The following is a 23,110-nucleotide window of genomic DNA, read 5'->3' as shown; positions in this document are numbered from 1 at the left end:
CCGTCATAGGCAGACCTGCGCCGGCGGTTTACCCTGTGCGCATGTCGCACCCTGAAGACGAAGATCCCGCCGCGCTGTTCCGTGCGGCCATCGGCGAAGTGACGCCGCTGCGCAAGGATGCCGAGCCGGCACCTGCCGCGCCGCGACCGAAGCCGCGTGCGCGGATGGCCGAACGTGACGAGGCCGACGCCGCCGGCGAGTTCGCCCGGCTGCTGCGCGACAGCACCCCGCTGGAAGCCGGCGATGTGGCCAGCTATCGACGCGACAACCTGCCACCACGCCTGTTCCAGCGCCTCAAGCGTGGCCAGTACTCGGTGCAGGACGAGCTGGACCTGCACGGCGCCACCGTCGCGCAGGCGGAGACGCTGCTGCGCCAGTTCCTGCTAGAAGCGCATGCACACGAGTATGGCTGCGTGCGCATCATCCACGGCAAGGGCCTGCAAGCCGATGGCGGTGCGCCGGTGCTGAAGAACCTGGTTGACCGCCTGCTGCGGCTGCGCAACGACGTGCTGGCGTTCCATTCAGCGCCGGCCGGGCAAGGCGGGACCGGCGCGGTACTGGTGCTGCTGGCGCGGCGCTGAAAAAAGGGGACGCCATGAGTCCAGGTAGAGTCGACTGTCAGTCGACTGCTCTTCCAGCGGCAAGCGAATACCCCGCGCTGCGCGCGCAAGTCGACTGACAGTCGACTCTACCGCGCGCCCTGCTCAGGCCTGCGAGGCGTCTTCGACCGGGCCCAGCTCGTGCAGTACAGCGGTGGCGTAGCAGCCCGGCGGCAGCGCGAACGAGAGTTCCAGTACATCACTGGCCAGCCACTGATGCTGCAGCAGCGCCGGGCGCAGGCGCAGCGCGCGGCGCTCCTGTTTCAACCGTGCGTCTTCCAGGCCAGCGCGCAGCGCCTTCGATTCCTCGTCGTCCAGCGCGGCCAGCTCCAGCTCACGTGCAGCGTCGGCGCTGCGCAGCTCGCCTTCGCCCCACAACGGTGCGCTGGGATGGATGTCGAACCGCGCGAGGCGCTCGGCCAGCACGTCGGTGTACGGCTCGGGGCCGAACACGCTGCGACTGCCGTCCAGCATCCACACTTCGCCCTCCAGTGGCTGATCCCAGCTGCCCTGCTCCACGCGCGCGGCCAGCACGCGGTTGAACAGCGCCGAACGGGCGGCAGACAACAGCAGCGAACGCTGGTCCTTGCGCATGCGGCGGCCCCCGAACATCGCCAATGCGGCCGGCACGTTGCCGCCGTCGCGGCCGAAGCGCTGCTCACCGAACCAGTTCGGCAGGCCCCGGCTGGCAATCTGCTGCAAACGCTCACTGATCGCTGCAGCATCGCCCCGCACCTGGCGCAGCACCAGCTTGAAGCGGTTGCCGGCCAAGGCGCCGCGCTGCAGCTTGCGGTTGTGCCAGGTGGCTTCGAGCACTTCGATCTCATCACTGGCCAGCTCGGCCAGATCCGGAGCAATGCGCTTGGGCAGGTGCACGCTGAAGCGCTGGGTGGTGACCGCATGGCGGTCCTTCATGCCGGCGTAGCTCACCGCCATTTCCGGCAGGCCGGCCCACTTGGCCAGCAGCTTGGCCACATGCACGGTGTTGGCACCGCGCTTGCGGATGTGCAGCAGCAGGTGCTCGCCCTCGCCAGTGGCCTCGAACGCCGGCAACTCGTCGACCTGGAAATCCTCCGGCGTGGTGCGGATGCGCGCCGACAGCAACGGCGCACCAAACGCAAGCGGCAGCGGGATCATGCCGCCACCAGCAGCACCACCGCCTGTGCGGCGATGCCTTCTCCACGGCCGGTAAAGCCCAGCTTCTCCGAGGTGGTGGCCTTGACGCTGACCGCATCCAGCGGCAGCTGCAGCAGCGCACCGATGCGCTCACGCATGGCCAGCGCATGCGGACCGACCTTCGGACGCTCGCAGATCACGGTGATGTCGGTGTTGCCGACGCGCCAGCCACGCTCGCGCAGCAGGCTGTCGCAATGGCGGACGAAATCGCTGCTGTCAGCGCCCTTCCAGCGGTCATCACTCGGCGGGAAGTGCTGGCCGATGTCACCCAGCGCCAGCGCACCGAGCATCGCGTCGCACAGGGCATGCAGGATCACGTCGCCGTCGCTGTGCGCGAGCACGCCACAGCTGTGCGGCACGTTCACCCCACCGAGCATGATGTGATCGCCCTCACCGAAGGCATGGACGTCGTAGCCCTGGCCGATGCGGACGGGCGGGAACGGTGCGGTGCTCATGGATGCAACCCTTGCAGCAGGGCCGCGCGGGCAATCAGCCGGCGCGGCGGGAAAGTACGAATTCGAACCGGTCGAGATCGGCCGGAGTGGTTACCTTGAAGTTGTCCTCGCTGCCTTCCACCAGCAGCGGGCGCTGGCCCTGGCGCTCCATGGCCATGGCCTCGTCGGTGACTTCGACACCGGCGGCAGCGGCTTCGGACAGCGCGCGGCTGAGCTGGTGGCGGCGGAACAGCTGCGGCGTCAATGCACGCCACAGGCGCTCGCGCGGCTCGGTGCCATCGATGCCACCGTCATCGCCCGCGCGCTTGAGGGTGTCGCGCACCGGTGCGGCCAGGATCGCCCCGACCGGGTCGGCACGACCGACTTCAAGCAGGCGGCCAAGGTCGGCCAGCGACAGGTTGGGCCGGGCCGCATCATGGACCAGCACGAACTCATCGGCACGCACCGAGTCCGGCAGGGCCTGCAGCCCGGCCAGCACCGAGGCGGCACGGGTCGCGCCGCCGATGCAGGTCAGCACCGGCTTGCCGGCCCATTCACTCCAGCCAGGCCAGTCACCGTCGTCCTGTCCGATCACCACCATTGCGCCGGCCACGGCCGGGTGCGCCAGCAGCGCGTCCAGGGTATGGGCGAGCAGGATCTGCCCGCCGGCCTGCAGGTACTGTTTGGGCAGCGGTGCGCCGAAGCGGGCGCCACGGCCGGCGGCCGGAACCACCACCCAGATCGCCCCACTCATGGCACGTCCGCCGGATGATCGCCGACCTGGGCGCTGACACCTGGCGCAGGTTGCGCCGGTTGGACCGGCGCATCCTCGACCACACGGTAGAACTTCTCGCCAGGCTTGATCATGCCCAGCTCGCTGCGCGCGCGCTCCTCGATGGCGGACTGGCCTTCCTTGAGGTCCTTCACTTCGGCGGCCAGCGCGTCGTTGCGCTGCTGCAGGCCCTCGTTGTCCCGCTCCTGGTTGGCGACCTGGGCTTCGAGCATCATCACTTCACCCGAATTGCCCGGACCGAACCAGAAGCGGTACTGCAGCCAGCCCAGCAACAGGGCCAGCACCAGCAGCATCCAGCGCCAGTCGCGCATCGGCTCAGCGCTTCAGCGAAACGAACGCGTCACGACCGGCGTAACGCGCGCCGGCGCCGAGGGCTTCCTCGATGCGCAGCAGCTGGTTGTACTTGGCCACGCGATCGCTGCGGCACAGCGAGCCGGTCTTGATCTGGGTGGCGGTGGTAGCCACGGCGATGTCAGCGATGGTGGTGTCTTCGGTTTCGCCCGAGCGGTGCGAGACCACGGCGGCATAGCCGGCGCGGTCGGCCATGGCGATCGCTTCCAGGGTTTCGCTGAGGGTGCCGATCTGGTTGACCTTGATCAGGATCGCGTTGGCGGTGCCCGAGTCGATGCCTTCCTGGAAAATCTTCGGGTTGGTCACGAACAGGTCGTCACCGACCAGCTGCACCTTCTTGCCGATGCGGTCGGTCAGCAGCTTCCAGCCAGCCCAATCGTTCTCGGCCAGGCCATCCTCAATCGTGATGATCGGGTACTGCGCGGCCCAGTCAGCGAGGAAGTCGACGAACTGCTCGGAAGTCAGGCGCTTGTTCTCGCCGACCAGGTTGTACTTGCCGTTCTCGAAGAATTCGCTTGACGCCACGTCCAGGCCCAGCAGCACGTCTTCACCGGCGGTGTAGCCGGCCTTGCCGATCGCTTCGAGGATGGTGTCCAGCGCTTCGACGTTGCTGCGGAAGTCCGGCGCGAAACCGCCTTCGTCGCCCACCGCCGTGCTCAGGCCGTGGCCCTTCAGCACCGACTTCAGCGAATGGAAGATTTCGGTGCCGGCGCGCAGCGCTTCGGAGAACGAGGTGAAGCCGACCGGCAGCACCATGAACTCCTGGAAGTCCACGTTGTTGTCGGCATGCGCACCGCCGTTGATGATGTTCATCATCGGCACCGGCAGCGACGGGGTAACGCCGGTCTTGGCGGCCAGGTACTGCCACAGCGCCTGCTTGTTCGATGCAGCGGCGGCGTGCGCGGCGGCCATCGAAACACCCAGCAGCGCGTTGGCGCCCAGGCGGCCCTTGTTCTCGGTGCCATCAAGATCGATCAGGCGACGGTCGAGGCCGGCCTGGTCGGTGGCTTCAAAACCCTTCAGCGCGTTGGCGATGGTGGTGTTGACGTTGTCGACGGCCTTGCGCACGCCCTTGCCCAGGTAACGGGTCTTGTCGCCATCACGCAGCTCGACCGCTTCCTTGGTGCCGGTCGAGGCGCCGGAGGGAACCGCGGCACGACCGAACGAACCGTCCTCCAGGATGACTTCGGCTTCCAGCGTGGGATTGCCACGGCTGTCGAGGATTTCACGGGCGTGGATGCTGCGGATCGTACTCATGGTCGGGCCGGTTACCTGTCTGGAGAGGGGGCGACAAAACGAATGCCGCGTGATTATCCCCGGCTGCCCGCCACTTGCCAAATGGCGTGGGCGCCGTCAGGCCAGAGTGGCCCCGATCACCATCAGGATCAACGACACCATCACCACCAGCAGGCCACCAGCAATGGCCGCCACTACGCCGCCGCGGCGGCAACGCCAGGCCATCACCATCGCCACCAGGCTGCCAACGAAGGACAGCACGAGCATGGCCAGTGCAGCCCAGATCCAGTACTGCATGGCCTGCATGCCATGGCTGCCATCCCCGGGCGAACCGAAACTGGCGGCGAAGGCGAATACAGCTGCCACCAGGCCGGCCCAGGCAAGAACAGCCAGCGCCAGCGCGATCAGGCCCCAGGGCCGATCACGGGTTGCCAGGGTCGCATTCATCAAAACAGCCCGTAGAACAGGGCGCCAAGCCACAGCGACAGCAGGATGATCGCCAACCCGGCGGCCACCTTGCCACGGTTCAGGCGCCAGGCCAGTACGGCGGCAGCGACGCATCCCACGGCGCCGACCAGCTCTGCAACCTGCAGCGCAATGAAGTACACGCGCAGATTGAGCGCGCTGCCGCCATCACCTGGTGGGCGCACTGACGCGGCGCCGATCAGCACCAGACCGAACATGCCCACGGTGAACAGCACGGCCAGGCCCAGTGCGATCAGGCCCCAGGGCCACTGTTTCCAGTGCCGGCGGCGGCGCTGGTTTTCCAGCGCCAGCCACGGGTCACGACTCACGCGAAGCGCGAGAAGCCGTGCTTCTTGGTCACCGCGTCCAGTTCCATCAGGGTCTCGAGCAGGGCTTCCATCTGGTCCAGCGGCCATGCATTGGGGCCATCGGACAGCGCCTTGGACGGGTCCGGATGGGTCTCGGCGAACAGGCCGGAGATGCCTACCGCCACGGCGGCACGGGCCAGCACCGGCACGTGCTCACGCTGGCCACCGGAACTGGTGCCCTGCCCGCCCGGCAGCTGCACCGAATGGGTAGCGTCGAACACCACCGGGCAACCGGTCTCGCGCATCACCGCCAGCGAACGCATGTCGCTGACCAGATTGTTGTAGCCGAAGCTGGCACCACGCTCGCAGACCATGATCTGCTCGTTGCCGGTGGCCTTGGCCTTCTCCACGACCGGCTTCATGTCCCAAGGCGCCAGGAACTGGCCCTTCTTGATGTTGACCGGCTTGCCGGCCGAGCACACCTTGCGGATGAAGTCGGTCTGGCGGACCAGGAACGCCGGGGTCTGCAGCACATCCACCACCGAGGCCACCTCATCCATCGGGGTGTACTCGTGGACGTCGGTCAGCACCGGCACGCCGATCTGCTTCTTCACTTCGGCCAGCACCTTCAGGCCCTCTTCCATGCCCGGGCCGCGGAATGCGGTACCCGAAGTGCGGTTGGCCTTGTCGAAGCTGGACTTGAAGATGAAGTTGACGCCGAGCTTGTCGGTGATCTCCTTCAGCTTGCCGGCGGTATCGAGCTGCAGCTGCATCGACTCGATCACGCAGGGGCCGGCGATCAGGAACAGGGGCTGGTCCAGCCCGACCTCGAATCCACACAGTTTCATGGCGTTTCCTTGTTGTCCGCAGCACCGGACGGGCCGGTGCGCTGGGGGTTGAAGCATGCAGGATGGGGGCCGAAGCCCCCATTCACAAGTCAGGCGCGCGCTTCGGAAAGCAGCTTGCCGCCGGCCTTGCGCTCGCGCGCGGCACGGATGAAACCGATGAACAGCGGGTGGCCGTCACGCGGCGTGGACAGGAATTCCGGGTGCGCCTGGCAGGCCAGGAACCACGGGTGGGCATCGCGCGGCAGCTCGACCACTTCCACCAGGGTGTCGTCCATCGACTTGCCCGCGATCACCAGGCCCGCATCTTCCAGCTGGGTGCGGTAGCGGTTGTTGAACTCGTAGCGGTGGCGGTGGCGCTCGGCGACCACGTCCTTGCCGTACAGCTCGCGGGCCAGCGTGCCCGGCTTCAGGCGTTGTTCCTGCAGGCCCAGGCGCATGGTGCCGCCGAGGTCGCTCTTGTCGTCACGCTTCTCGACATCGCCGCTGGCGGTGCGCCATTCGGTGATCAGGCCGATCACCGGGTTCGGCGACTGGCGATCGTTCTCGGTGCTGTTGGCACCTTCCAGGCCGACCACGTTGCGCGCGTAATCGACCACCGCCGCCTGCATGCCGTAGCAGATGCCGAAGTACGGCACCTGCTGCTCGCGGGCGAACTTCGAGGTCAGCACCTTGCCTTCAAAGCCGCGGTCACCGAAGCCACCCGGTACCAGGATGCCGTCGACATCGGCCAGTGCAGCCATGTCGGTGCCTTCCAGGTCCTGTGCTTCCAGCCACTTCAGGTTGACCTTGGTGCGCTGGCGCAGGCCACCGTGCTTCAGTGCCTCGCCGACCGACTTGTAGGCATCCTGGTGATCGACGTACTTGCCGACCACGGCGATGGTCACTTCGTCCAGCGGGTGCAGGGTCGCATCGACCGCGTCTTCCCACATCGAAAGATCGACCGGACCGGCCTTGTCGGCCAGCTTCAGCTGGTTCACCACGATTTCGTCCAGGCCCTGTGCATGCAGGCCAGACGGGATGCGGTACAGCACGTCCACGTCCGGCACGCTGATCACTGCACGCTCGGAGACGTTGGTGAACTGGGCGATCTTGCGGCGCTCCGAATCCGGCACCGCCTGCTCGGAGCGGCACAACAGCACGTCCGGCTGGATGCCGATCGAGCGCAGTTCCTTCACCGAGTGCTGGGTCGGCTTGGTCTTCAGCTCACCGGCGGCACCGATGTACGGCACCAGGGTGAGGTGCATGAACAGCGCCTTCTCCGGGCCGCGCTCGGTGCGCACCTGGCGGATCGCTTCCAGGAACGGCAGCGACTCGATGTCGCCCACGGTGCCGCCGATCTCGACCAGTGCCACGTCGTAGCCTTCGGTGGCTTCGTCGATGCAGCGACGGATCTCGTCGGTGATGTGCGGAATGACCTGCACGGTCGCGCCCAGGTAGTCGCCGCGGCGCTCCTTGCGGATCACGTTCTCGTAGATGCGCCCGGTGGTGACCGAGTTCTTGCGGCTCAGGCGGGTGCGCACGAAGCGCTCGTAGTGGCCCAGGTCGAGGTCGGTCTCCGCGCCGTCGTCGGTGACGTAGACCTCACCGTGCTGGAACGGGCTCATGGTGCCCGGGTCGACGTTGATGTACGGGTCGAGCTTCATCATCGTGACCTTCAGGCCACGGGCTTCAAGAATGGCGGCCAGCGACGCGGCGGCAATGCCTTTGCCGAGCGAGGACACCACGCCGCCGGTTACGAAAATCAAGGGAGTCATGGCTGCAAGCATCCTGTCTGGAAATGGAAAACGGCAGCACCACGCGCACCCGGAGGGCGGGCATGGTGCTCAGAGGGGGTTTTCCGGTTCGCTGAGGCAGCGAGGGAGGTGCGGATCCGTGCGGCGGCAGGCGCCGGACCGGAACCATCGTGCGAGGTCGGGGCGGCCGTGCCGGCCAAATCGACCGTCACCTGCGACCCGCCATGCTGGAAGCCACGCTTGGCCGCTCCAGCCCATTCGCAAATGGTGGACACGCACTTACTCCCGGAAAGCCATAGTTTACAGATTGATGGCCGCCAACCCAAGGGGCAGACGCCACGTTCCCAAAAAGAAACGCCCCGCTGAGCGGGGCGTTCCGGAGCGCAGCCCTGGTCGCAAGGGCGCCTGGCAGGTTGCGGGATCAGCGCTTCTTGCGCGCTTCCTCTTCCTCTTCCTGCTGCGGGGCCGGCTGGCCCTGCGCCTTCATTTCGGCATTGGCCTGGGCCCGACGCTTGGCCTTGGCATCGGCCTCGGCCTGCGCCTTGTCGGCCTGGTCACCCTGCTGCGGGGCCGGCTGGCCGGCGTTCTGCGCCATCACCAGCGGCACCGCAACGGCGGCAGCGGCCAGGATCGCAATGGTCAGCAACTTCTTCATGAGGTCCTCCTCGCGGTACGGCTTGGATGTTTCGACCCAACGGGGGTCGCCGGCGTTCAGATTCCAGCGGCTGCCATTTTACCCCCTCTGCGTCGCCGAGACTGAACCGCAGGCGTGCAAAATCCCGTGCCAGACCCCACACTTGCCCGTCGCTCCAAGCTTTCGAAGACAGATGAACGCCCGTTATAACGCCGCCGATATTGAAGTCCTGTCCGGCCTTGACCCGGTCAAGCGCCGTCCCGGCATGTATACCGACACCGCGCGCCCGAACCACCTGGCGCAGGAAGTGATCGACAACTCGGTGGACGAGGCCCTCGCCGGCCACGCCCGCTCGATCGAGATCACCCTGTACAAGGACGGCAGCGTGGAGGTCAGCGATGACGGCCGCGGCATGCCGGTGGACATCCATCCCGAAGAAAAGATCCCGGGCGTCGAGCTGATCCTCACCCGCCTGCATGCCGGCGGCAAGTTCAGCAACAATAACTACACCTTCTCCGGTGGTCTGCACGGCGTCGGCGTCAGCGTGGTCAACGCGCTGTCGACCCTGGTGGAAGTGCACATCAAGCGCGACGGTGCCGAACACCGCATCACCTTCCGCAATGGCGACCGCGCCACACCGCTGGAAGTAGTTGGCAGCGTCGGCAAGAAGAACACCGGTACCCGCGTGCGCTTCTGGCCGGACCCGAAGTACTTCGATACGCCGAAGTTCGCGGTGCGCGCGCTCAAGCACCTGCTGCGCGCCAAGGCCGTGCTGTGCCCGGGCCTGACCGTGAAGCTGACCGATGAAGCCACCGGTGAAGTCGATACCTGGTACTACGAAGACGGCCTGCGCGATTACCTGAAGCTGGAGCTGGGTGATCGCGAGATGCTGCCGGCCGAGCTGTTCGTCGGCAGCCTGAAGAAGGACACCGAGGTCGTGGACTGGGCAGTGGCCTGGCTGCCGGAAGGCGAGCTGGTGCAGGAAAGCTACGTCAACCTGATCCCCACCGCCCAGCACGGCACCCATGTCAACGGCCTGCGTACCGGCCTGACCGAGGCGCTGCGCGAGTTCTGCGACTTCCGCAACCTGCTGCCGCGTGGCGTCAAGCTGGCCCCGGAAGACGTGTGGGACCGCGTGTCGTTCGTGCTGTCGCTGAAGATGACCGACCCGCAGTTCAGCGGCCAGACCAAGGAACGCCTGTCCTCACGCCAGGCGGCCGGCTTCATCGAAGGTGCCGCCCATGATGCCTTCAGCCTGCTGCTCAACCAGAACGTGGAGCTGGGCGAGAAGATCGCGCAGATCGCCATCGAGCGCGCCAGCGCCCGCCTGAAGACCGAAAAGCTGGTCGTCCGCAAGAAGGTCACCCAGGGCCCGGCCCTGCCCGGCAAGCTGGCCGACTGCATCAGCCAGGACCTGTCGCGCACCGAGCTGTTCCTGGTGGAAGGTGATTCGGCAGGCGGCAGCGCCAAGCAGGCCCGCGACAAGGATTTCCAGGCCATCATGCCGTTGCGCGGCAAGATCCTGAACACCTGGGAGGTTTCCTCCAACAGCGTGCTGGCCTCGGAAGAAGTGCACAATCTGGCGATCGCGATCGGCTGCGACCCGGGCAAGGACGACATCAGCGGCCTGCGCTACGGCAAGGTCATCATCCTGGCCGACGCGGACTCCGACGGCCTGCACATCGCAACACTGCTGACCGCGCTGTTCCTCAGGCACTTCCCTGCGCTGGTCGATGCCGGCCACGTGTTCGTGGCCATGCCGCCACTGTTCCGCATCGACGTGGGCAAGCAGGTGTTCTATGCCCTGGACGAGGAAGAAAAGCGCTCGATGCTGGACAAGATCGAACGCGAGAAGATCAAGGGCGCCATCAACGTGACCCGCTTCAAGGGCCTGGGCGAGATGAACCCGCCTCAGCTGCGTGAATCGACCATCCACCCCGATACGCGCCGGCTGGTGCAGCTGACCGTGGACGATCGCGAGCAGACAAGTTCGCTGATGGACATGCTGCTGGCCAAGAAGCGCGCCTCCGACCGCAAGGGCTGGCTGGAGTCGAAGGGCGACCTGGCTTCGCTGGAAGTCTGACTCCCGCAGCCCTCCTGTAGAGCCGAGCCCACGCTCGGCTGCATTCCGCGCCGTGCCGGGCAGCCGAGCATCGGCTCGGCTCTACAGAGATCCCACCCCCATCGGCAAACCCGGCGGCGCCATAATGCGCGTCCATCCGTGTGGACCAACGTATTGGCCAGCCACTCCCTGCTGTTTCCCGGCCTGCCGCTGCACAGCGCGCGCCTCGTCCTGAGCCCGATCCGCCGCGACGATGCGGCCGCCCTGTTCGCAATCCAGTCCGATCCGGACGTGATGCGGTTCTGGAACCATCCTGCATGGACACGACCGTCCGAGGCACGCGCGCAGATCGACGATGACCTGGCGGCACAGGCCACCGGCACCCAGCTCAAGCTGGCCGTGCGCGAAACGCTGGACGGCCCGTTGCTGGGCATCTGCGTGGTGTTTGCGTTGGACCGCGATGCGGCACGCGCCGAGATCGGCTACCTGCTGGCACCGGATCGCCAGGGCCAGGGCTACATGCACGAGGCCCTGCAGCAGGTACTGGCCTACCTGTTCGGCACCCTCCACCTGCATCGCGTGGAAGCCGAGATCGACCCGCGCAACGCACCCTCCGCGCACGTGCTCGAACGCCTGGGCTTCCGCCGCGAGGGAGTGCTGCGCCAGCGCTGGCGGATCCAGGGGGAACTGGCCGACTCGGCCGTCTATGGCCTGCTGGCCGATGACGAAGCGGCCGCCACCCTGCCCGCTTGACCCAATCTGGCCAGTAGCGGGCTCAACGCACGGCCATGCCTTTGGACACATACGACATGGGCCGCCACCGGCCTAGCATCGGAATCCCCTTCCGCTGCCCACCCGGTGCCATGAAGTCCCTGCTGCACACTGCCGCGCTCTGCGTCGGCCTGCTCATCGCCCCAGCCAGCGTGCTGGCCGCGCCTGATGCCGACGCCAAGCCCGACCCGAAAGACGACAAGACCGAGGCACCTGCGCTGCCCGCCGATGCCTCAGCCCGCCAGAGCATGCGCCTGGCCGGCCGCACCCTGGACTACACCGCCACCGTCGGCACCCTGCCGGTACGCGATGCCAAGGGCAAGGTGATCGCCGATGTGGTGTTCACCGCCTATACGATGCCGGGTAAGGACCGGCCGGTGACCTTCGCGCTCAATGGCGGTCCCGGCGCGTCGTCGGTGTACCTCAACATGGGCGCGATCGGACCCAAGGTGGTGACCTTCGGCTCCGAGGGTGACAGCGCGTCGGCGCCGGCGACCCTGCACGACAACCCCGGCACCTGGCTGGACTTCACCGACCTGGTGTTCATCGATCCGGTCGGCACCGGCTTCAGCCGCGCGCGGATCGGCGACGATGAAGCGAAGAAGGCACTGTACAACCCCAGCGCCGACATCGAATACCTGTCACGCTCGATCTACGACTGGCTGCTGCGCAACCAGCGCATGGCGTCGCGCAAGTACCTGACTGGCGAGAGCTACGGCGGCTATCGCGGCCCGCGCATCACCCACTACCTGCAGACCCGGCTGGGCGTGGCGATGAACGGCCTGGTACTGGTCTCGCCGCACCTGAGCCCGACCCTGGAAGACAACGCCGATGTCTCGCCGATGGCGTGGATGCAGACCCTGCCGTCGATCGCCGCCGCGCACCTGGAGCGCCAGGGCAAACTGACCGATGCAGCGATGCGCGAAGTAGTGGAATACACCCGTGGCGACTACGCCACCGCCCTGATGAAAGGCCGTAGCGATCCGCAGGCAACCGAGGCGATGCTGCGCCGGGTGACCGAACTGACCGGGCTGGACCCGCAGTTCGTGCGCCGTGCCGGTGGTCGGCTGGAAACCCAGGCCTACCTGCGTGAAGTGTTCCGCGACAAGGGCACGCTGGGCAGCCGCTACGATTCCAACGTAACCGCGTTCGATCCATTCCCGAACGATCCGGAGCAGCGCGCCAACGATCCGCTGCTGGACAGCATCATCGCGCCGACCACCACGGCGATGGTCGACTTCGTGACGCGCGTGGTCGGCTGGAAGGTGGATGCGCGGTACCAGGCGCTGAACTACGACGTGAACCGGCTGTGGGATCGCAATGGCGAGCTGCGCGATGGCGCGGTGACCCAGCTGCGCCAGGCCGTGGCGATCGACCCGCACCTGCAGGTGCTGATCGTGCATGGCTGGAACGACCTGTCGTGCCCGTTCATGGGTTCGATCCTGACCGTGGACCAGATGCCGACGATGGGCAGCAATCCGGACCGGGTGCAGGTGCGCAGTTATCCGGGCGGGCACATGTTCTACAGCCGGGCCGACAGCCAGGCGGCGTTCCGGAATGATGTGAAGGCGCTGTTCCAGCGCAATTGATGGGTGGTGGCGGCCGGGCCTGCGGCCCGGCACCCGCTGGATCAACGGCAACGGCAAGGTCCACGGCAAGATCAACTGCAAAAAGCGGGCTTCCTGAGTGCTGGCGAGGTGGGGTGGGTTTTAAGGGCACCCCCGGCAAACCGCCCAGGGGGGGGGGGGGGGGCCCCAACCGGGGCCCCAAGGGGCCCTCCAACCCCCCCCCCCCCCGCCGCTGACAGGTGCCTGCTGCTGTTGTGGGTGCCGACCGTTGGTCGGCACGCTTGGATACAGAGGAATGATCTGCCATGAAAAAAGCCCGCCGGTATCCGGCGGGCTTTTTCGTTTGCAACCCTGGCGTGGCGATCAGGTCCAGCCGAACAGCTCGAACAGCTTCAGGATCAGGTACGCACAGCCGCCGGCCGCCGGGATGGTCAGGATCCAGGCCCAGACGATGCGCTCGATCACGCCGAACTTCAGCGAACGCGGGTTCTTGGCGAAGCCGACACCCATGATCGCGGTGGAGATGCTGTGCGTGGTCGAGACCGGCATGCCGAAGTGGGCCGCCAGGGTCAGGATGGTGGCCGAGCTGGTCTCCGCGGCGAAGCCGTGGATCGGGTGCAGCTTGACCATCTTGTGGCCCAGGGTCTTGATGATTTTCCAGCCACCCGAAGCGGTACCGGCCGCCATCACCACCGCGCAGGTCAGCACGATCCACATGGCGATGCCGTCACCGGCGTGCGCGTCCGGGTGCATGAAGGCCAGCCAGGACGGCAGATCGTTCAGTGCGCCGGTGGCTTCGGCACCAATCAGGGTCATCGCGATGATGCCCATGGTCTTCTGCGCGTCGTTGTGGCCGTGGGCGAAGCCCATGTAGGCCGCCGAGGCGATCTGCGCCTTGCCGAAGAAGGCATTGACGATGCGCGGGCGGGCCAGGCGGCCGATGGCGCCACCGACCTTGGCCAGGCCGGCGATCAGCGCCCACAGCAGCACCATCACCACAATGCCGAGCAGGAAGCCGGCGATCGGCGAGGTGATCATCGGCACGAACACCTTCCACAGCAGGCCCTTGTTCTGCGCCCAGCTGCCCAGGCGCTCGGACCAGATCAGGGCATCCCAGTTGTTGTGGGCCGCAGCCAGGCCGGCGCCGCAGAGGCCGCCGATCAGCGCGTGCGAGGACGAGGACGGCAGTCCCTTCCACCAGGTGATCAGGTTCCAGATGATGCCGCCCAGCAGCGCGCACAGGATCACCTGCGGGGTGACTTCCACCACGTTGGTGTTGAGCAGGCCCGAGGCGATGGTCAGCGCCACCGCCGTACCGGTCAGCGCACCGATGAGGTTCATGAAGGCGGCCAGCATCACCGCCCAGCCGGGCGAGAGCACCTTGGTCGCCACTACGGTGGCAATGGAATTGGCAGTGTCGTGGAAGCCGTTGATGAACTCGAAGACGAGCGCGGCCAGGATCACTACCAGGACAAGGGTCAACATGCGGCGGCGTCCGTCAGCTGTTCTTCAACACGATCTGGTACGCCACCACGCCAGCCTCGCGGCAACGGTCGATGGCCTTTTCCAGGATCTCGAAGAATTCCTTCAGCAGGAACATCTGCAGGTTGTCCAGGCGACCGGAGTAGATGTCGCGGTACAGCTCAAGCATCAGGCGGTCGGCCTCGTTCTCCAGCGAGCGCAGCTTCTCGTTCAGCGCGGTCATCCGGTCCAGGTTCATGTGGCGCAGGTCGGCCACCATCTCCACCACCACGCCGGCGGCCTGCTCCAGCATCGCCGCGCGCGGCGCGAAGTCGATGTGCTCCAGGTGGGTCGTGGCCAGCGAATAGCGATCGGCGAACTTCTCGATCTGCTTCGGAATCTTGTACAGGGCCGAACCCAGCGCTTCGATGTCTTCGCGCTCGATGGGGGTCATGAAGCTGTCCACCAGCGCCTGGCTGATCTTGTCCGAGGCCGCGCGTTCGCGCAGGCGGGCCAGCTTGAAGGCGTCCAGCGCGGGCTGGCGGTCGGCCTCGCGCAGCATGGAATGCAGCGCCTTGGCGGCATCGGAAGCCGCGACAGCAGCCTCATCGAGCAGGGTGTAGAACTGTTTGCCGGAACCGAAAATGGTCTGCAGAGAGAACATTGAGAAACCTGTCAGCCGTCGCGGGAAGGACGGCACCAGAGCGAATTATGACGGCTAGATGACCATCACGGGTATCCCCGCGCCCTTTCCGGGCTCTGGGAGCCCCAACCTGAACAGGCGGTTGCCACCCTGCCACGCCCCTTTGCTAAGATGCCAGCGCGCCTTCAGGCGCACCTTATGGACGACGACCCTTATCCCCCTGCGCCGCGCCGGACCCCGTTCCTGAGCGCCTGCCGCCATCGCAAGCACCCGCCCTCCCTGCCACCAACCGGGGACGACGCCCGTGTTTGAAATGATCCTGATTGTCTTCGCGCTGGTTCTGCTGAACGGCTTCTTCGCCATGTCCGAGATGTCGGTCATGACCTCGCGCAAGAGCCGCCTGAAGCAGATGGCCGCCACCTCCAAGCGCGCCGCCAAGGCGCTGGAGCTGTCGGAGAAGCCGGAGAGCTTCCTGTCCACCGTGCAGATCGGCATCACCGTGATCGGCGTACTCACCGGCTACCTCGGTGGTGATGCGATCGGCGACGCGATCGCCGGCTGGCTGCAGGGCCTGATGCCCGGCTTTGCGTACGCGCGCGAAGTAGGCACCGCCCTGGCGGTCTCGCTGATCACCTTCATCACGCTGATCTTCGGCGAACTGGTGCCCAAGCGCCTGGCCCTGACACGTTCCGAGGCCATTGCCGGCCTGGTCGCGATGCCGATGAGCTGGCTGGCCAGGCTCGCCCTGCCCTTCGTCTGGCTCCTGTCCAAGACTACCCAGCTGGTGCTGAAGGTGCTGGGCCTGGGCAAGGACGAGGCCGCGCAGGTGACTGAAGAAGAGATCCGGATGCTGGTGGCCGAGAGCCACGAGGCCGGCGTGATCGACGCCCACGAGCGCGACATGATGAACCGCGTCATGCGCCTGGGCGACCGCACCGCCGACAGCCTGATGACGCCGCGCAACCGCATCGCCTGGCTCGACACCCAGGCCGGGCTGGAGCGCAATCTGGACATCATGGCCGAGCACGAGTTCTCCCGTTACCCGGTGTACCGCGACAACGACATGGACGTGGTCGGCGTGCTGGAGCTGAAATCGCTGGCCACGCGCATGGCGCGCGGCGACAACGCGCTGTTCCAGACTCTGCGCGAACCGCTGTACGTCTCCGAATCGACCCACGCGATGAAGCTGCTGGAGATCTTCCGCGAGGAACAGCAGTCGATGGCGCTGGTGGTGGACGAGTACGGCGAGATCCAGGGCCTGGTGACCATCAGCGACCTGATGGGCGCCGTGGTCGGCCGCCTGCAGGCGGTCGAGAATGCCGACGAGGACGCCCTGGTGGTGACCCGCGAGGACGGCTCGCTGCTGGTGGACGGCTCGCTGCCGATCGAAGACCTGCGCGAGCTGATCGGAAGCAACGACCTGCCCGATGCCGAGGACGGCGATTACTACACGCTGGCCGGCATGTGCATCCACTACTTCGGCCGCATCCCGCACGCAGGCGAGTACTTCGACTGGGCCGGCTGGCGCTTCGAGGTGGTCGACCTGGACGGTGCGCGGGTGGACAAGCTGCTGCTGCGCACGTTGTCCGACGAGCAGGCCGATGAGCTCACCGCCTGAGACCGGCCAGGGCCAGGGCGCTCAGCGCGCGGCCTACCGCAACGAGGGCATCCGCACCCTGCTGGAGATGTTCGCCTCCGGCGATCCCGCCGAGCACATGCCGCTCGGCCAGATCCTCAGCAACCTGCAGCAGAGCGCGTTCGGCGTGTTCCTGTTCGTGGCGATCCTGCCCTCGTTCATCCCGATCCCGGGCATGGGGGGTGCGGTCAGCGGCCCACTGGTGGTCCTGATCGGCCTGCAGATGCTGTGTTGCCTGCGCCGCCCCTGGCTGCCCGGTTTCATTGCCCGACGCGGGCCGAAGCGCGGCACCATGCACCGCTTCCTGGACCGTATCGATCGCCCGTTGCGGCGGCTGGACAGGATGCTGAAGCCACGCCTGCCGCAGCTACTGACACCGCTGCCCGCACACGCGTTCACTGGCCTGCTGCTGGTGTTGCTGGGCCTGCTGCTGTCGTTGCCGATTCCGTTCACCAACTTTCTGTTCGGCTTCCAGCTGCTGCTGTTCTCGCTGGCGCTGCTGGAACGCGATGGTGCGCTGATGCTGTTCAACTGGATCGCCGCACTGGTGGCGATCGCGTTCTTCGGCTTCAGTTCGGGGCAGCTGGTGGGCTATACAGTGGAGCTGTTCCAGCGCTGGTTCTGAAGCGGCATCCGGTAGAGCCGGCCGCTGGCCGGCTGCCACGTTTCCAGGGTGGCCGGCCCGCGGCCGGCACTACCAATACCGGACATCGGTCATCACCGAAGATCGATGAAGCCGTTGTCGGCCAGCGCCGCCGGTTCGTCCTGCACCGCCGACAGCACGAAGCTCAATGCCTTGCCCAGCAGCGTGCCCGGGCCATCCCAGTATTCGGCGCTCTCGGCGCGCACGTGGATCAGGCGCAGGTTCGGATCGTCCTTGCCACCCGGGAAGAACAGTTTCATCGCCGGCGACCACAGCTCCTCGATCTTCGCGCGGTCATCGACGACGCGGGCACGCCCGGCCACCGAGACATAGGTGTTGTTCGAGGGCGAGGCATACGCCACGTTGACCCGCGGGTCGAGCGCGATCTCGGCCACCTTCGGGCTGTCGGCGGTGATGACGAACCACAGGTCGCCGTCAAAGGCGACCTGCTGGGTGGCCAGCGGCCGACTGTAGAGCCGTCCGTCGACGCCGGTGGTGGTGAACATGGCCACCTCCACATCCTTGATCAGTTCGGCCAGCTGGTTGACGTGTTCGGCACGGGTGTCGGCCATGTGGGGGACTCCATCGGAATGAGCCCCCATCAGACCGGGCACGGCCGCAACAGCCCGTGACGCAATTGTTCAGCCCGCGTGGCGGGCGTGCCAGGCCTGCATGGTCAGTTCGAACGAGCGCAAGCGCGCGCGGTGGTCGTACAGGTTGGCGGTGAGCATCAGCTCGTCGGGCTTGTGCCGTTCGACAAACGCAGCGATGCCCTCCCCGACCTGCTGCGGATCGCCCAGCACGGTGCAGGCCAGCGCCCGCTCCACCCCCAGTTTTTCGTGCGGCTCCCAGAAGGACTCGATGTCGTCGATCGGTGCCGGAATCTTGCCCGGCCGGCCACGACGCAGGTTGACGAAACTCTGCTGCTGGCTGGTGAAAAGGCGGCGCGACTCCGCCTCGCTGTCGCTGGCAACGACGTTCAGGGCCAGCATCGCGTGCGGCTGCTTCAGCGCCGCCGAGGGGCGGAACTCGCGGCGGTAGACAGCAAGGGCTTCGTCCATCGCGTCGGGTGCGAAGTGCGAGGCGAACGCATACGGCAGGCCCATCGACGCGGCCATGCGCGCGCCGAACAGGCTGGAACCGAGGATCCAGGTCGGTACCCGCAGGCCGCCACCTGGAACGGCCTGCACCGCCTGCCCCGGCTGAACCGGCTCGAAGTAGTGCAGCAGCTCGCGCACGTCCTGTGGGAACTGGTCCGCGCTGTCGAAGTAGCGGCGCAATGCACGCGCGGTCGGCTGGTCAGTACCCGGTGCGCGGCCCAGGCCCAGGTCGATCCGGTCCGGATACAGCGAGGCCAGCGTGCCGAACTGCTCGGCCACCTGCAGCGGGGCATGGTTGGGCAGCATGATGCCGCCGGCACCGACCCGGATGCGAAGGGTACCGCCGGCGACATGGCCGATCAGCACGGCGGTGGCCGCACTGGCGATGCCGGGCATGTTGTGGTGTTCGGCCAGCCAGTAGCGGCGGTAGCCCAGCGCATCGGCGTGCTGGGCCAGTTCCAGCATGTTGGCAAAGGCGGTGGTGGTGTCACTGCCCTCGCAGACCGGGGCTAGGTCAAGGATCGACAACGGGATCATCAGGCGTTTTTCCGTCACAGGATCCCCCATGCATGGGGACGACCCGGCGCAGCGGCCAGTGCCGGTGGCAGGATGCTGATTCCCGCAGCGCGGGTCCACGACTGGCTGCGCTTGATCCGGTAGAGCCGGGCGCGGGGCCGCCGGCCCCCGGGCCCGGCCCCCCGCCCCCCCCCCCGGCTCTACCGGGGAATCGACATCCCGGCTTAGAACGCGCTGGGGCGCGGATCAGGCAACGGCTGGTCGACCATCGGCTTCAGTTCCGCATCCAGCGCAATGCGCTCATCGAACACGAAGCAGCGGCCTTCGTAGCCTTCGCCGCCCACTTCCTCGAAGTAGCCGAGGATGCCACCGTCCAGCTGCAGCACGTTGTCCATGCCGTCGTTGACCATCCACAGCGCCGCCTTCTCGCAGCGGATGCCGCCGGTGCAGAAACTGACCACGGTGCTGTCCTTCAGTGCTTCGCGGTGCGGCGCCAGCGCCTCCGGCAGGTCGGTGAACTTGTGGATGGGCAACACCAGCGCATCCTTGAAGGTGCCGTACTCCACTTCCTGCAGATTGCGCGTATCGAGCATCACCACCGGCTTGCCGGCATCGTCATGCCCCTGCCGCAGCCAGCGCTGCACGGTGGCCGGATCCACCGCCGGCGCACGCGGATAGTCCAGCGGCTGGCCGTCATCACGGCGGAAGCTGATGATCTCGTCCTTCACCTTGGCCTTCAGCCGGGCGAACGGCTGGTGCTCGCTGAAGCTGGTCTTGACCCGCATATCGGCAAAGCGCGCGTCAGAGCGCAGCGCTGCGTAGAAACCCTCGACCGCCTCTGGCGCACCCGCCAGGAACAGGTTCAGCCCCTCGCCCGCCACCAGGATCGTGCCGCGCAGCTGTGCCGCCTCGGCACGCGCCAGCAGCTGGTCACACAGGGCCTGAGGGGCGTCGATGACGGCGAAATGGTAGGCAGCGGTATTGGCGATCATCCCGCCATTTTAGCGCCTCCCGCCCGCACAGACAGATTCAGGGGTCAGTGCCCTCTGCGCAGCAGAGGGATCCGACCCCAAGCCCGGCAGACACCCGGAATCTGTCAGGGGTGGGGCGGTGTGGGCAGGCGGGGGCGCAGAGCGCCATGGGCCCGGGGCATGCGCCGGGCGGGTTGGGCAGGACGCCCAACCCCGGTCTTGCCGTGTGCGCAGGACAGCGCACACGAGCAAGGCGCTCTACGAGGCACGCAGGAGCAGCGTTTGCCGGCCCCCGCCTGCCCACACCGCCCCACCCTCCCACTGAAGCCCGGCTTTTGACGTCGCCGTTGCGTCTGCGGGTGCCGGGTGCAACCCGGCCGAAACCCCTTAACCCCGCAACAGCACGAACGGCAGCAGCACCAGCGCAGCGGCAGCGGCCATCCCCAGCAGCACCAGCATTACGAACAGCGGCCGCCGCCGGAACAGTCTGCCGAAGGTCTCCGCCGTGCCATCACGCAATGCCTGCTCACGCTCGGCACGGATGCGCGGCCCGCGTTCGGCCTGGTACTCCGCCATCAGCGCCTTCGCACGTGGATGATCGGCGTCCTCGCGCAGCCACAGGCCTCCGTTGGAAATGCCCCAGGGGCTGGGTTCGGTGCGGTACCAGGCGATGCCGTGCTGGTCGAGCAGCGTGCAGACATCGGCGTATTCGTCGTCACCGACATTGCGCAGATTGAGCAGGAGTTTTGCCATGTCCCCATGATACCCGGCGCCGATGCGCTACCCTTGCCGCCCTCGACCTGCGCCCTACCGGAGACGCCCGATGCGCCGCCTGCTGCTTCCCCTGCTGCTGTCCCTCGCCGCCGCTGGCTGCTCGACCGAACCGTCCGGCCCGCCGCCCGGCGGCACCCTGACCGCCTTCGAGCGGATCGATACCGTGCCAGGTACCGGTGCTGAAGCCGTTCCCGGCAGCAAGGTCACCGTGCACTACACCGGTTGGATCTACGACAACCGTACCGAGACCAAGCACGGCAAGACCTTCGACAGCTCCTTCAAGCACGGCCAACCGTTCACCTTCGCGCTTGGCGCCGGCCAGGTCATCCGCGGCTGGGATGAGGGCGTGGCCGGCATGAAAGTTGGCGGCAAGCGCACGCTGATGATCCCGCCGGACTACGGTTACGGCGACCGCAAGGTCGGCCCGATTCCGGCCGGATCGTCGCTGGTGTTCGACGTCGAGCTGCTCGATGTCAAACCGTGATGCCGCCATGCCCCACCGCGTCGCCGTCATCGGCGGTGGCCCGGCCGGCCTGTTCGCCGCCGAGCGCCTGCGCGCCGCCGGGCTGGACGTCGACCTGTACGAGGCCAAGGGGTCGCCCGGCCGCAAATTCCTGATCGCCGGCAAGGGCGGGCTCAACCTCACCCATTCCGATCCGCGTCCGCTGTTCGACAGCCGCTACCGCGAGCAGTCCACGGCCGTGGGCCGCTGGCTGGACGACTTCGATGCGCAGGCGCTGCGCGACTGGGCCGCCGGCCTGGGCGTGGAGACCTATGTGGGCAGCTCCGGCCGCGTGTTCCCGGTCGACCGGAAGGCTGCGCCGCTGCTGCGTGGCTGGGTGCGCCGGCTGAAGGAACAGGGTGTGCGCCTGCATGCCAACCACCGCTGGATCGGCTGGGGTGAGGATGGCGCGCTGCGATTTGAAACCGAAGATGGCGCCGTTGAAGTACATGCCGATGCCACCCTGCTGGCCATGGGCGGCGGCAGCTGGCCGCAGCTGGGCAGTGACGGCGCCTGGGTCGCGCCACTGCAGGCCCGTGGCGTGGACATCGCACCACTGCAGTCGGCCAACTGCGGTTTCGACGTGGGTTGGACCCCATTCTTCGCCCAACGCAATGCCGGCGCGCCGTTGAAGCCGGTGGTCGCGCACTGGATCGACCTGGCCGGACAGCCACGGTCGCTGCAGGGCGAATGCGTGGCCAGCGAGTACGGCATCGAAGGCAGCCTGATCTATGCGATGGCGGCGGACCTGCGCGAGACCATCAACCGCGAGGGCCACGCGATGCTGTGGCTGGATCTGGTACCGGGCCGCGACGAGGCGCGCCTGCTTGCCGATCTGTCACGCCCACGCAAGGGCCGCAGCTTCGGCGAGCACCTGCGCCGCCAAGCCGGCCTGGATGCAGTGAAAGCCGCATTGGTGTTCGAGATTCTGGGTAAAGAAGCGGGCAGCGACCTGCCTGCCGTGGCGGCTACGCTCAAGCGCCTGCCGCTGCGCCTGCTGCGTCCCCGGCCGATGGCCGAGGTGATCAGCACCGCCGGCGGCGTGCGCCTGGATGCGCTGGATGATGGCCTGATGCTGCGGGCAGTGCCCGGCGTGTTCTGCGCCGGCGAGATGCTGGACTGGGAAGCGCCGACAGGTGGCTACCTGTTGACCGCGTGCTACGCCAGTGGCCTGCGTGCTGCGGAAGGCGTAATCGGGTGGCTGGCCGGGCGGTGACGCCTGCCTTGTAGCGTCGAGCCATGCTCGACGGCGTTACCTGTAGAGCCGAGCCCATGCTCGGCTTGAATCAAAAGCAGCCGAGCGTGGGCTCGGCTCTACAGAACGCAGAAAACGAGCACTCACCACGGCCGGCGCATGCTCACTGAAGCCAGCGCCACGCCGCTGGGATGCGGGTAGGCCTCTTCGCGCACGCTGACGAACCCCTGGCGTTGATAGAACGGCACGGCGTTGAGCGAGGCCGACAGCACCACCTCACGTTCACGATCGGCCATCGCCAGCAGGCGCTGCATCAACGCCTGGCCAATGCCCTGGCCGCCATGATCCGGATTGACGAACAACGCATCGACTTCATTGGCATCGGCATCAAAGACGCCGAAGCCGAGCAGGCCACCCTGCCCGTCCTCGGCCACTACGCATCCGCCCTGCGACAACAGCCGCGCATACTGCGACGGTGGCGGCGAGGCAGACCAGGGCGCAATGACTTCGGGCGGGTAATGGCTGCTGCAGGTCTCGCGCACGCAACGCGTGCGCAGCGCCCACAGCATGGCCACGTCATCCATGGTGCCGGTCCTGAACTGCATTACATCTCCTTGTAGAGCCGAGCCTATGCTCGGCTGCTTCTCGATCACGCATCGCGATGTTGGAACGAAGATCAGCCGAGCATGGG

Annotated in this window: 25 protein-coding genes; 8 read left to right on the top strand and 17 right to left on the bottom strand. The window is 66.9% G+C overall.

Annotation, left to right across the window (positions count from 1 at the left end):
• Positions 1-41: 41 nt before the first annotated feature.
• On the top strand, positions 42-581 hold the full coding sequence (locus tag R5H29_RS17940) for a Smr/MutS family protein (RefSeq protein ID WP_332329562.1): 540 nt from the start codon (positions 42-44) through the stop codon (positions 579-581).
• 123 nt (positions 582-704) lie between these two features.
• On the opposite strand, the gene truD is transcribed toward R5H29_RS17940, so the two are convergent.
• The 10 genes from truD to R5H29_RS17890 all read right to left on the bottom strand — a co-directional run bounded on the left by truD (position 705) and on the right by R5H29_RS17890 (position 8,598).
• Positions 705-1,736 (bottom strand): tRNA pseudouridine(13) synthase TruD, encoded by a 1,032-nt coding sequence (truD, locus tag R5H29_RS17935; protein WP_058980133.1) that lies wholly within the window; start codon positions 1,734-1,736, stop codon positions 705-707.
• A complete protein-coding gene (gene ispF, locus R5H29_RS17930) occupies positions 1,733-2,230 on the bottom strand; it encodes a 2-C-methyl-D-erythritol 2,4-cyclodiphosphate synthase (protein ID WP_021204089.1) in 498 nt (165 codons plus the stop codon). Before ispF ends, truD begins: the two co-directional genes overlap by 4 nt.
• A gap of 34 nt (positions 2,231-2,264) precedes the next feature.
• Complete coding sequence (gene ispD / locus R5H29_RS17925; RefSeq protein WP_019658880.1) at positions 2,265-2,963, bottom strand: 2-C-methyl-D-erythritol 4-phosphate cytidylyltransferase; 699 nt, start codon at positions 2,961-2,963, stop codon at positions 2,265-2,267.
• Complete coding sequence (ftsB, locus tag R5H29_RS17920; RefSeq protein ID WP_021204090.1) at positions 2,960-3,313, bottom strand: cell division protein FtsB; 354 nt, start codon at positions 3,311-3,313, stop codon at positions 2,960-2,962. The genes ispD and ftsB overlap by 4 nt, the downstream gene beginning before the upstream one ends.
• 4 nt (positions 3,314-3,317) lie before the next feature.
• The gene (eno, locus tag R5H29_RS17915; protein ID WP_014036739.1) at positions 3,318-4,610 is read right to left on the bottom strand and encodes a phosphopyruvate hydratase; all 1,293 of its coding nucleotides are present in this window, start codon (positions 4,608-4,610) and stop codon (positions 3,318-3,320) included.
• Between the two features lie 96 nt (positions 4,611-4,706).
• On the bottom strand, positions 4,707-5,036 hold the full coding sequence (locus tag R5H29_RS17910; protein ID WP_019658882.1) for a hypothetical protein: 330 nt from the start codon (positions 5,034-5,036) through the stop codon (positions 4,707-4,709).
• Positions 5,036-5,383, bottom strand: a complete 348-nt coding sequence (locus R5H29_RS17905) for a hypothetical protein (RefSeq protein ID WP_134735897.1) — start codon at positions 5,381-5,383, stop codon at positions 5,036-5,038. The genes R5H29_RS17910 and R5H29_RS17905 overlap by 1 nt, the downstream gene beginning before the upstream one ends.
• A complete protein-coding gene (gene kdsA, locus R5H29_RS17900; protein WP_010485995.1) occupies positions 5,380-6,210 on the bottom strand; it encodes a 3-deoxy-8-phosphooctulonate synthase in 831 nt (276 codons plus the stop codon). Before kdsA ends, R5H29_RS17905 begins: the two co-directional genes overlap by 4 nt.
• An 89-nt stretch (positions 6,211-6,299) precedes the next feature.
• Positions 6,300-7,964: a CTP synthase gene (locus R5H29_RS17895; protein WP_005416023.1), complete on the bottom strand. Its 1,665-nt coding sequence runs from the start codon at positions 7,962-7,964 to the stop codon at positions 6,300-6,302.
• A 400-nt stretch (positions 7,965-8,364) separates the two neighbouring features.
• Positions 8,365-8,598: a hypothetical protein gene (locus tag R5H29_RS17890; protein ID WP_010485998.1), complete on the bottom strand. Its 234-nt coding sequence runs from the start codon at positions 8,596-8,598 to the stop codon at positions 8,365-8,367.
• A gap of 172 nt (positions 8,599-8,770) precedes the next feature.
• Between R5H29_RS17890 and parE the strand changes: the two genes are divergently transcribed.
• From parE to R5H29_RS17875, 3 genes are all read left to right on the top strand, one after another.
• A complete protein-coding gene (gene parE, locus R5H29_RS17885) occupies positions 8,771-10,660 on the top strand; it encodes a DNA topoisomerase IV subunit B (protein ID WP_019658886.1) in 1,890 nt (629 codons plus the stop codon).
• Positions 10,661-10,813: 153 nt separating this feature from the next.
• Entirely contained in the window at positions 10,814-11,392 is a 579-nt protein-coding gene (locus R5H29_RS17880; protein WP_019658887.1) for a GNAT family N-acetyltransferase, read from the top strand.
• 110 nt (positions 11,393-11,502) lie between these two features.
• The gene (locus R5H29_RS17875) at positions 11,503-12,999 is read left to right on the top strand and encodes a S10 family peptidase (RefSeq protein ID WP_332329561.1); all 1,497 of its coding nucleotides are present in this window, start codon (positions 11,503-11,505) and stop codon (positions 12,997-12,999) included.
• Between the two features lie 342 nt (positions 13,000-13,341).
• On the opposite strand, the gene R5H29_RS17870 is transcribed toward R5H29_RS17875, so the two are convergent.
• Together R5H29_RS17870 and R5H29_RS17865 are read right to left on the bottom strand one after the other, a co-directional pair.
• On the bottom strand, positions 13,342-14,463 hold the full coding sequence (locus R5H29_RS17870; RefSeq protein WP_019658889.1) for an inorganic phosphate transporter: 1,122 nt from the start codon (positions 14,461-14,463) through the stop codon (positions 13,342-13,344).
• A 13-nt stretch (positions 14,464-14,476) separates the two neighbouring features.
• Positions 14,477-15,103 (bottom strand): DUF47 domain-containing protein, encoded by a 627-nt coding sequence (locus tag R5H29_RS17865; protein ID WP_004152833.1) that lies wholly within the window; start codon positions 15,101-15,103, stop codon positions 14,477-14,479.
• Positions 15,104-15,395: 292 nt separating this feature from the next.
• Here R5H29_RS17865 and R5H29_RS17860 point away from each other — a divergent pair, with 292 nt between their 5' ends.
• Positions 15,396-16,700 carry a hemolysin family protein gene (locus R5H29_RS17860; RefSeq protein WP_005416017.1) on the top strand — a complete coding sequence of 435 codons (1,305 nt, stop codon included), beginning with the start codon at positions 15,396-15,398 and terminating at the stop codon, positions 16,698-16,700.
• Entirely contained in the window at positions 16,684-17,343 is a 660-nt protein-coding gene (locus R5H29_RS17855; RefSeq protein WP_021204405.1) for an exopolysaccharide biosynthesis protein, read from the top strand. Before R5H29_RS17860 ends, R5H29_RS17855 begins: the two co-directional genes overlap by 17 nt.
• Positions 17,344-17,435: 92 nt before the next feature.
• On the opposite strand, the gene R5H29_RS17850 is transcribed toward R5H29_RS17855, so the two are convergent.
• The 4 genes from R5H29_RS17850 to R5H29_RS17835 form a co-directional block, all read right to left on the bottom strand.
• Complete coding sequence (locus R5H29_RS17850; protein ID WP_111103060.1) at positions 17,436-17,933, bottom strand: pyridoxamine 5'-phosphate oxidase family protein; 498 nt, start codon at positions 17,931-17,933, stop codon at positions 17,436-17,438.
• Between the two features lie 69 nt (positions 17,934-18,002).
• Positions 18,003-18,998 carry an LLM class flavin-dependent oxidoreductase gene (locus R5H29_RS17845; protein ID WP_171952215.1) on the bottom strand — a complete coding sequence of 332 codons (996 nt, stop codon included), beginning with the start codon at positions 18,996-18,998 and terminating at the stop codon, positions 18,003-18,005.
• 203 nt (positions 18,999-19,201) lie between these two features.
• Entirely contained in the window at positions 19,202-19,969 is a 768-nt protein-coding gene (locus tag R5H29_RS17840) for a sulfurtransferase (protein WP_019658894.1), read from the bottom strand.
• A gap of 366 nt (positions 19,970-20,335) precedes the next feature.
• Positions 20,336-20,701 carry a DUF6164 family protein gene (locus R5H29_RS17835; protein ID WP_332329560.1) on the bottom strand — a complete coding sequence of 122 codons (366 nt, stop codon included), beginning with the start codon at positions 20,699-20,701 and terminating at the stop codon, positions 20,336-20,338.
• Between the two features lie 70 nt (positions 20,702-20,771).
• Between R5H29_RS17835 and R5H29_RS17830 the strand changes: the two genes are divergently transcribed.
• Together R5H29_RS17830 and R5H29_RS17825 are read left to right on the top strand one after the other, a co-directional pair.
• Positions 20,772-21,206 carry an FKBP-type peptidyl-prolyl cis-trans isomerase gene (locus R5H29_RS17830; RefSeq protein WP_134729552.1) on the top strand — a complete coding sequence of 145 codons (435 nt, stop codon included), beginning with the start codon at positions 20,772-20,774 and terminating at the stop codon, positions 21,204-21,206.
• Positions 21,193-22,440, top strand: a complete 1,248-nt coding sequence (locus R5H29_RS17825; RefSeq protein ID WP_134729550.1) for a TIGR03862 family flavoprotein — start codon at positions 21,193-21,195, stop codon at positions 22,438-22,440. Before R5H29_RS17830 ends, R5H29_RS17825 begins: the two co-directional genes overlap by 14 nt.
• A 122-nt stretch (positions 22,441-22,562) precedes the next feature.
• On the opposite strand, the gene R5H29_RS17820 is transcribed toward R5H29_RS17825, so the two are convergent.
• Entirely contained in the window at positions 22,563-23,024 is a 462-nt protein-coding gene (locus tag R5H29_RS17820; protein WP_111102018.1) for a GNAT family N-acetyltransferase, read from the bottom strand.
• Between the last annotated feature and the right edge of the window lie 86 nt (positions 23,025-23,110).

The organism is Stenotrophomonas sp. A3_2 (assembly GCF_036624925.1).
In the GTDB taxonomy this organism is placed as follows: domain Bacteria; phylum Pseudomonadota; class Gammaproteobacteria; order Xanthomonadales; family Xanthomonadaceae; genus Stenotrophomonas; species Stenotrophomonas hibiscicola.
This window is presented reverse-complemented; position numbering and strand designations above follow the sequence as displayed.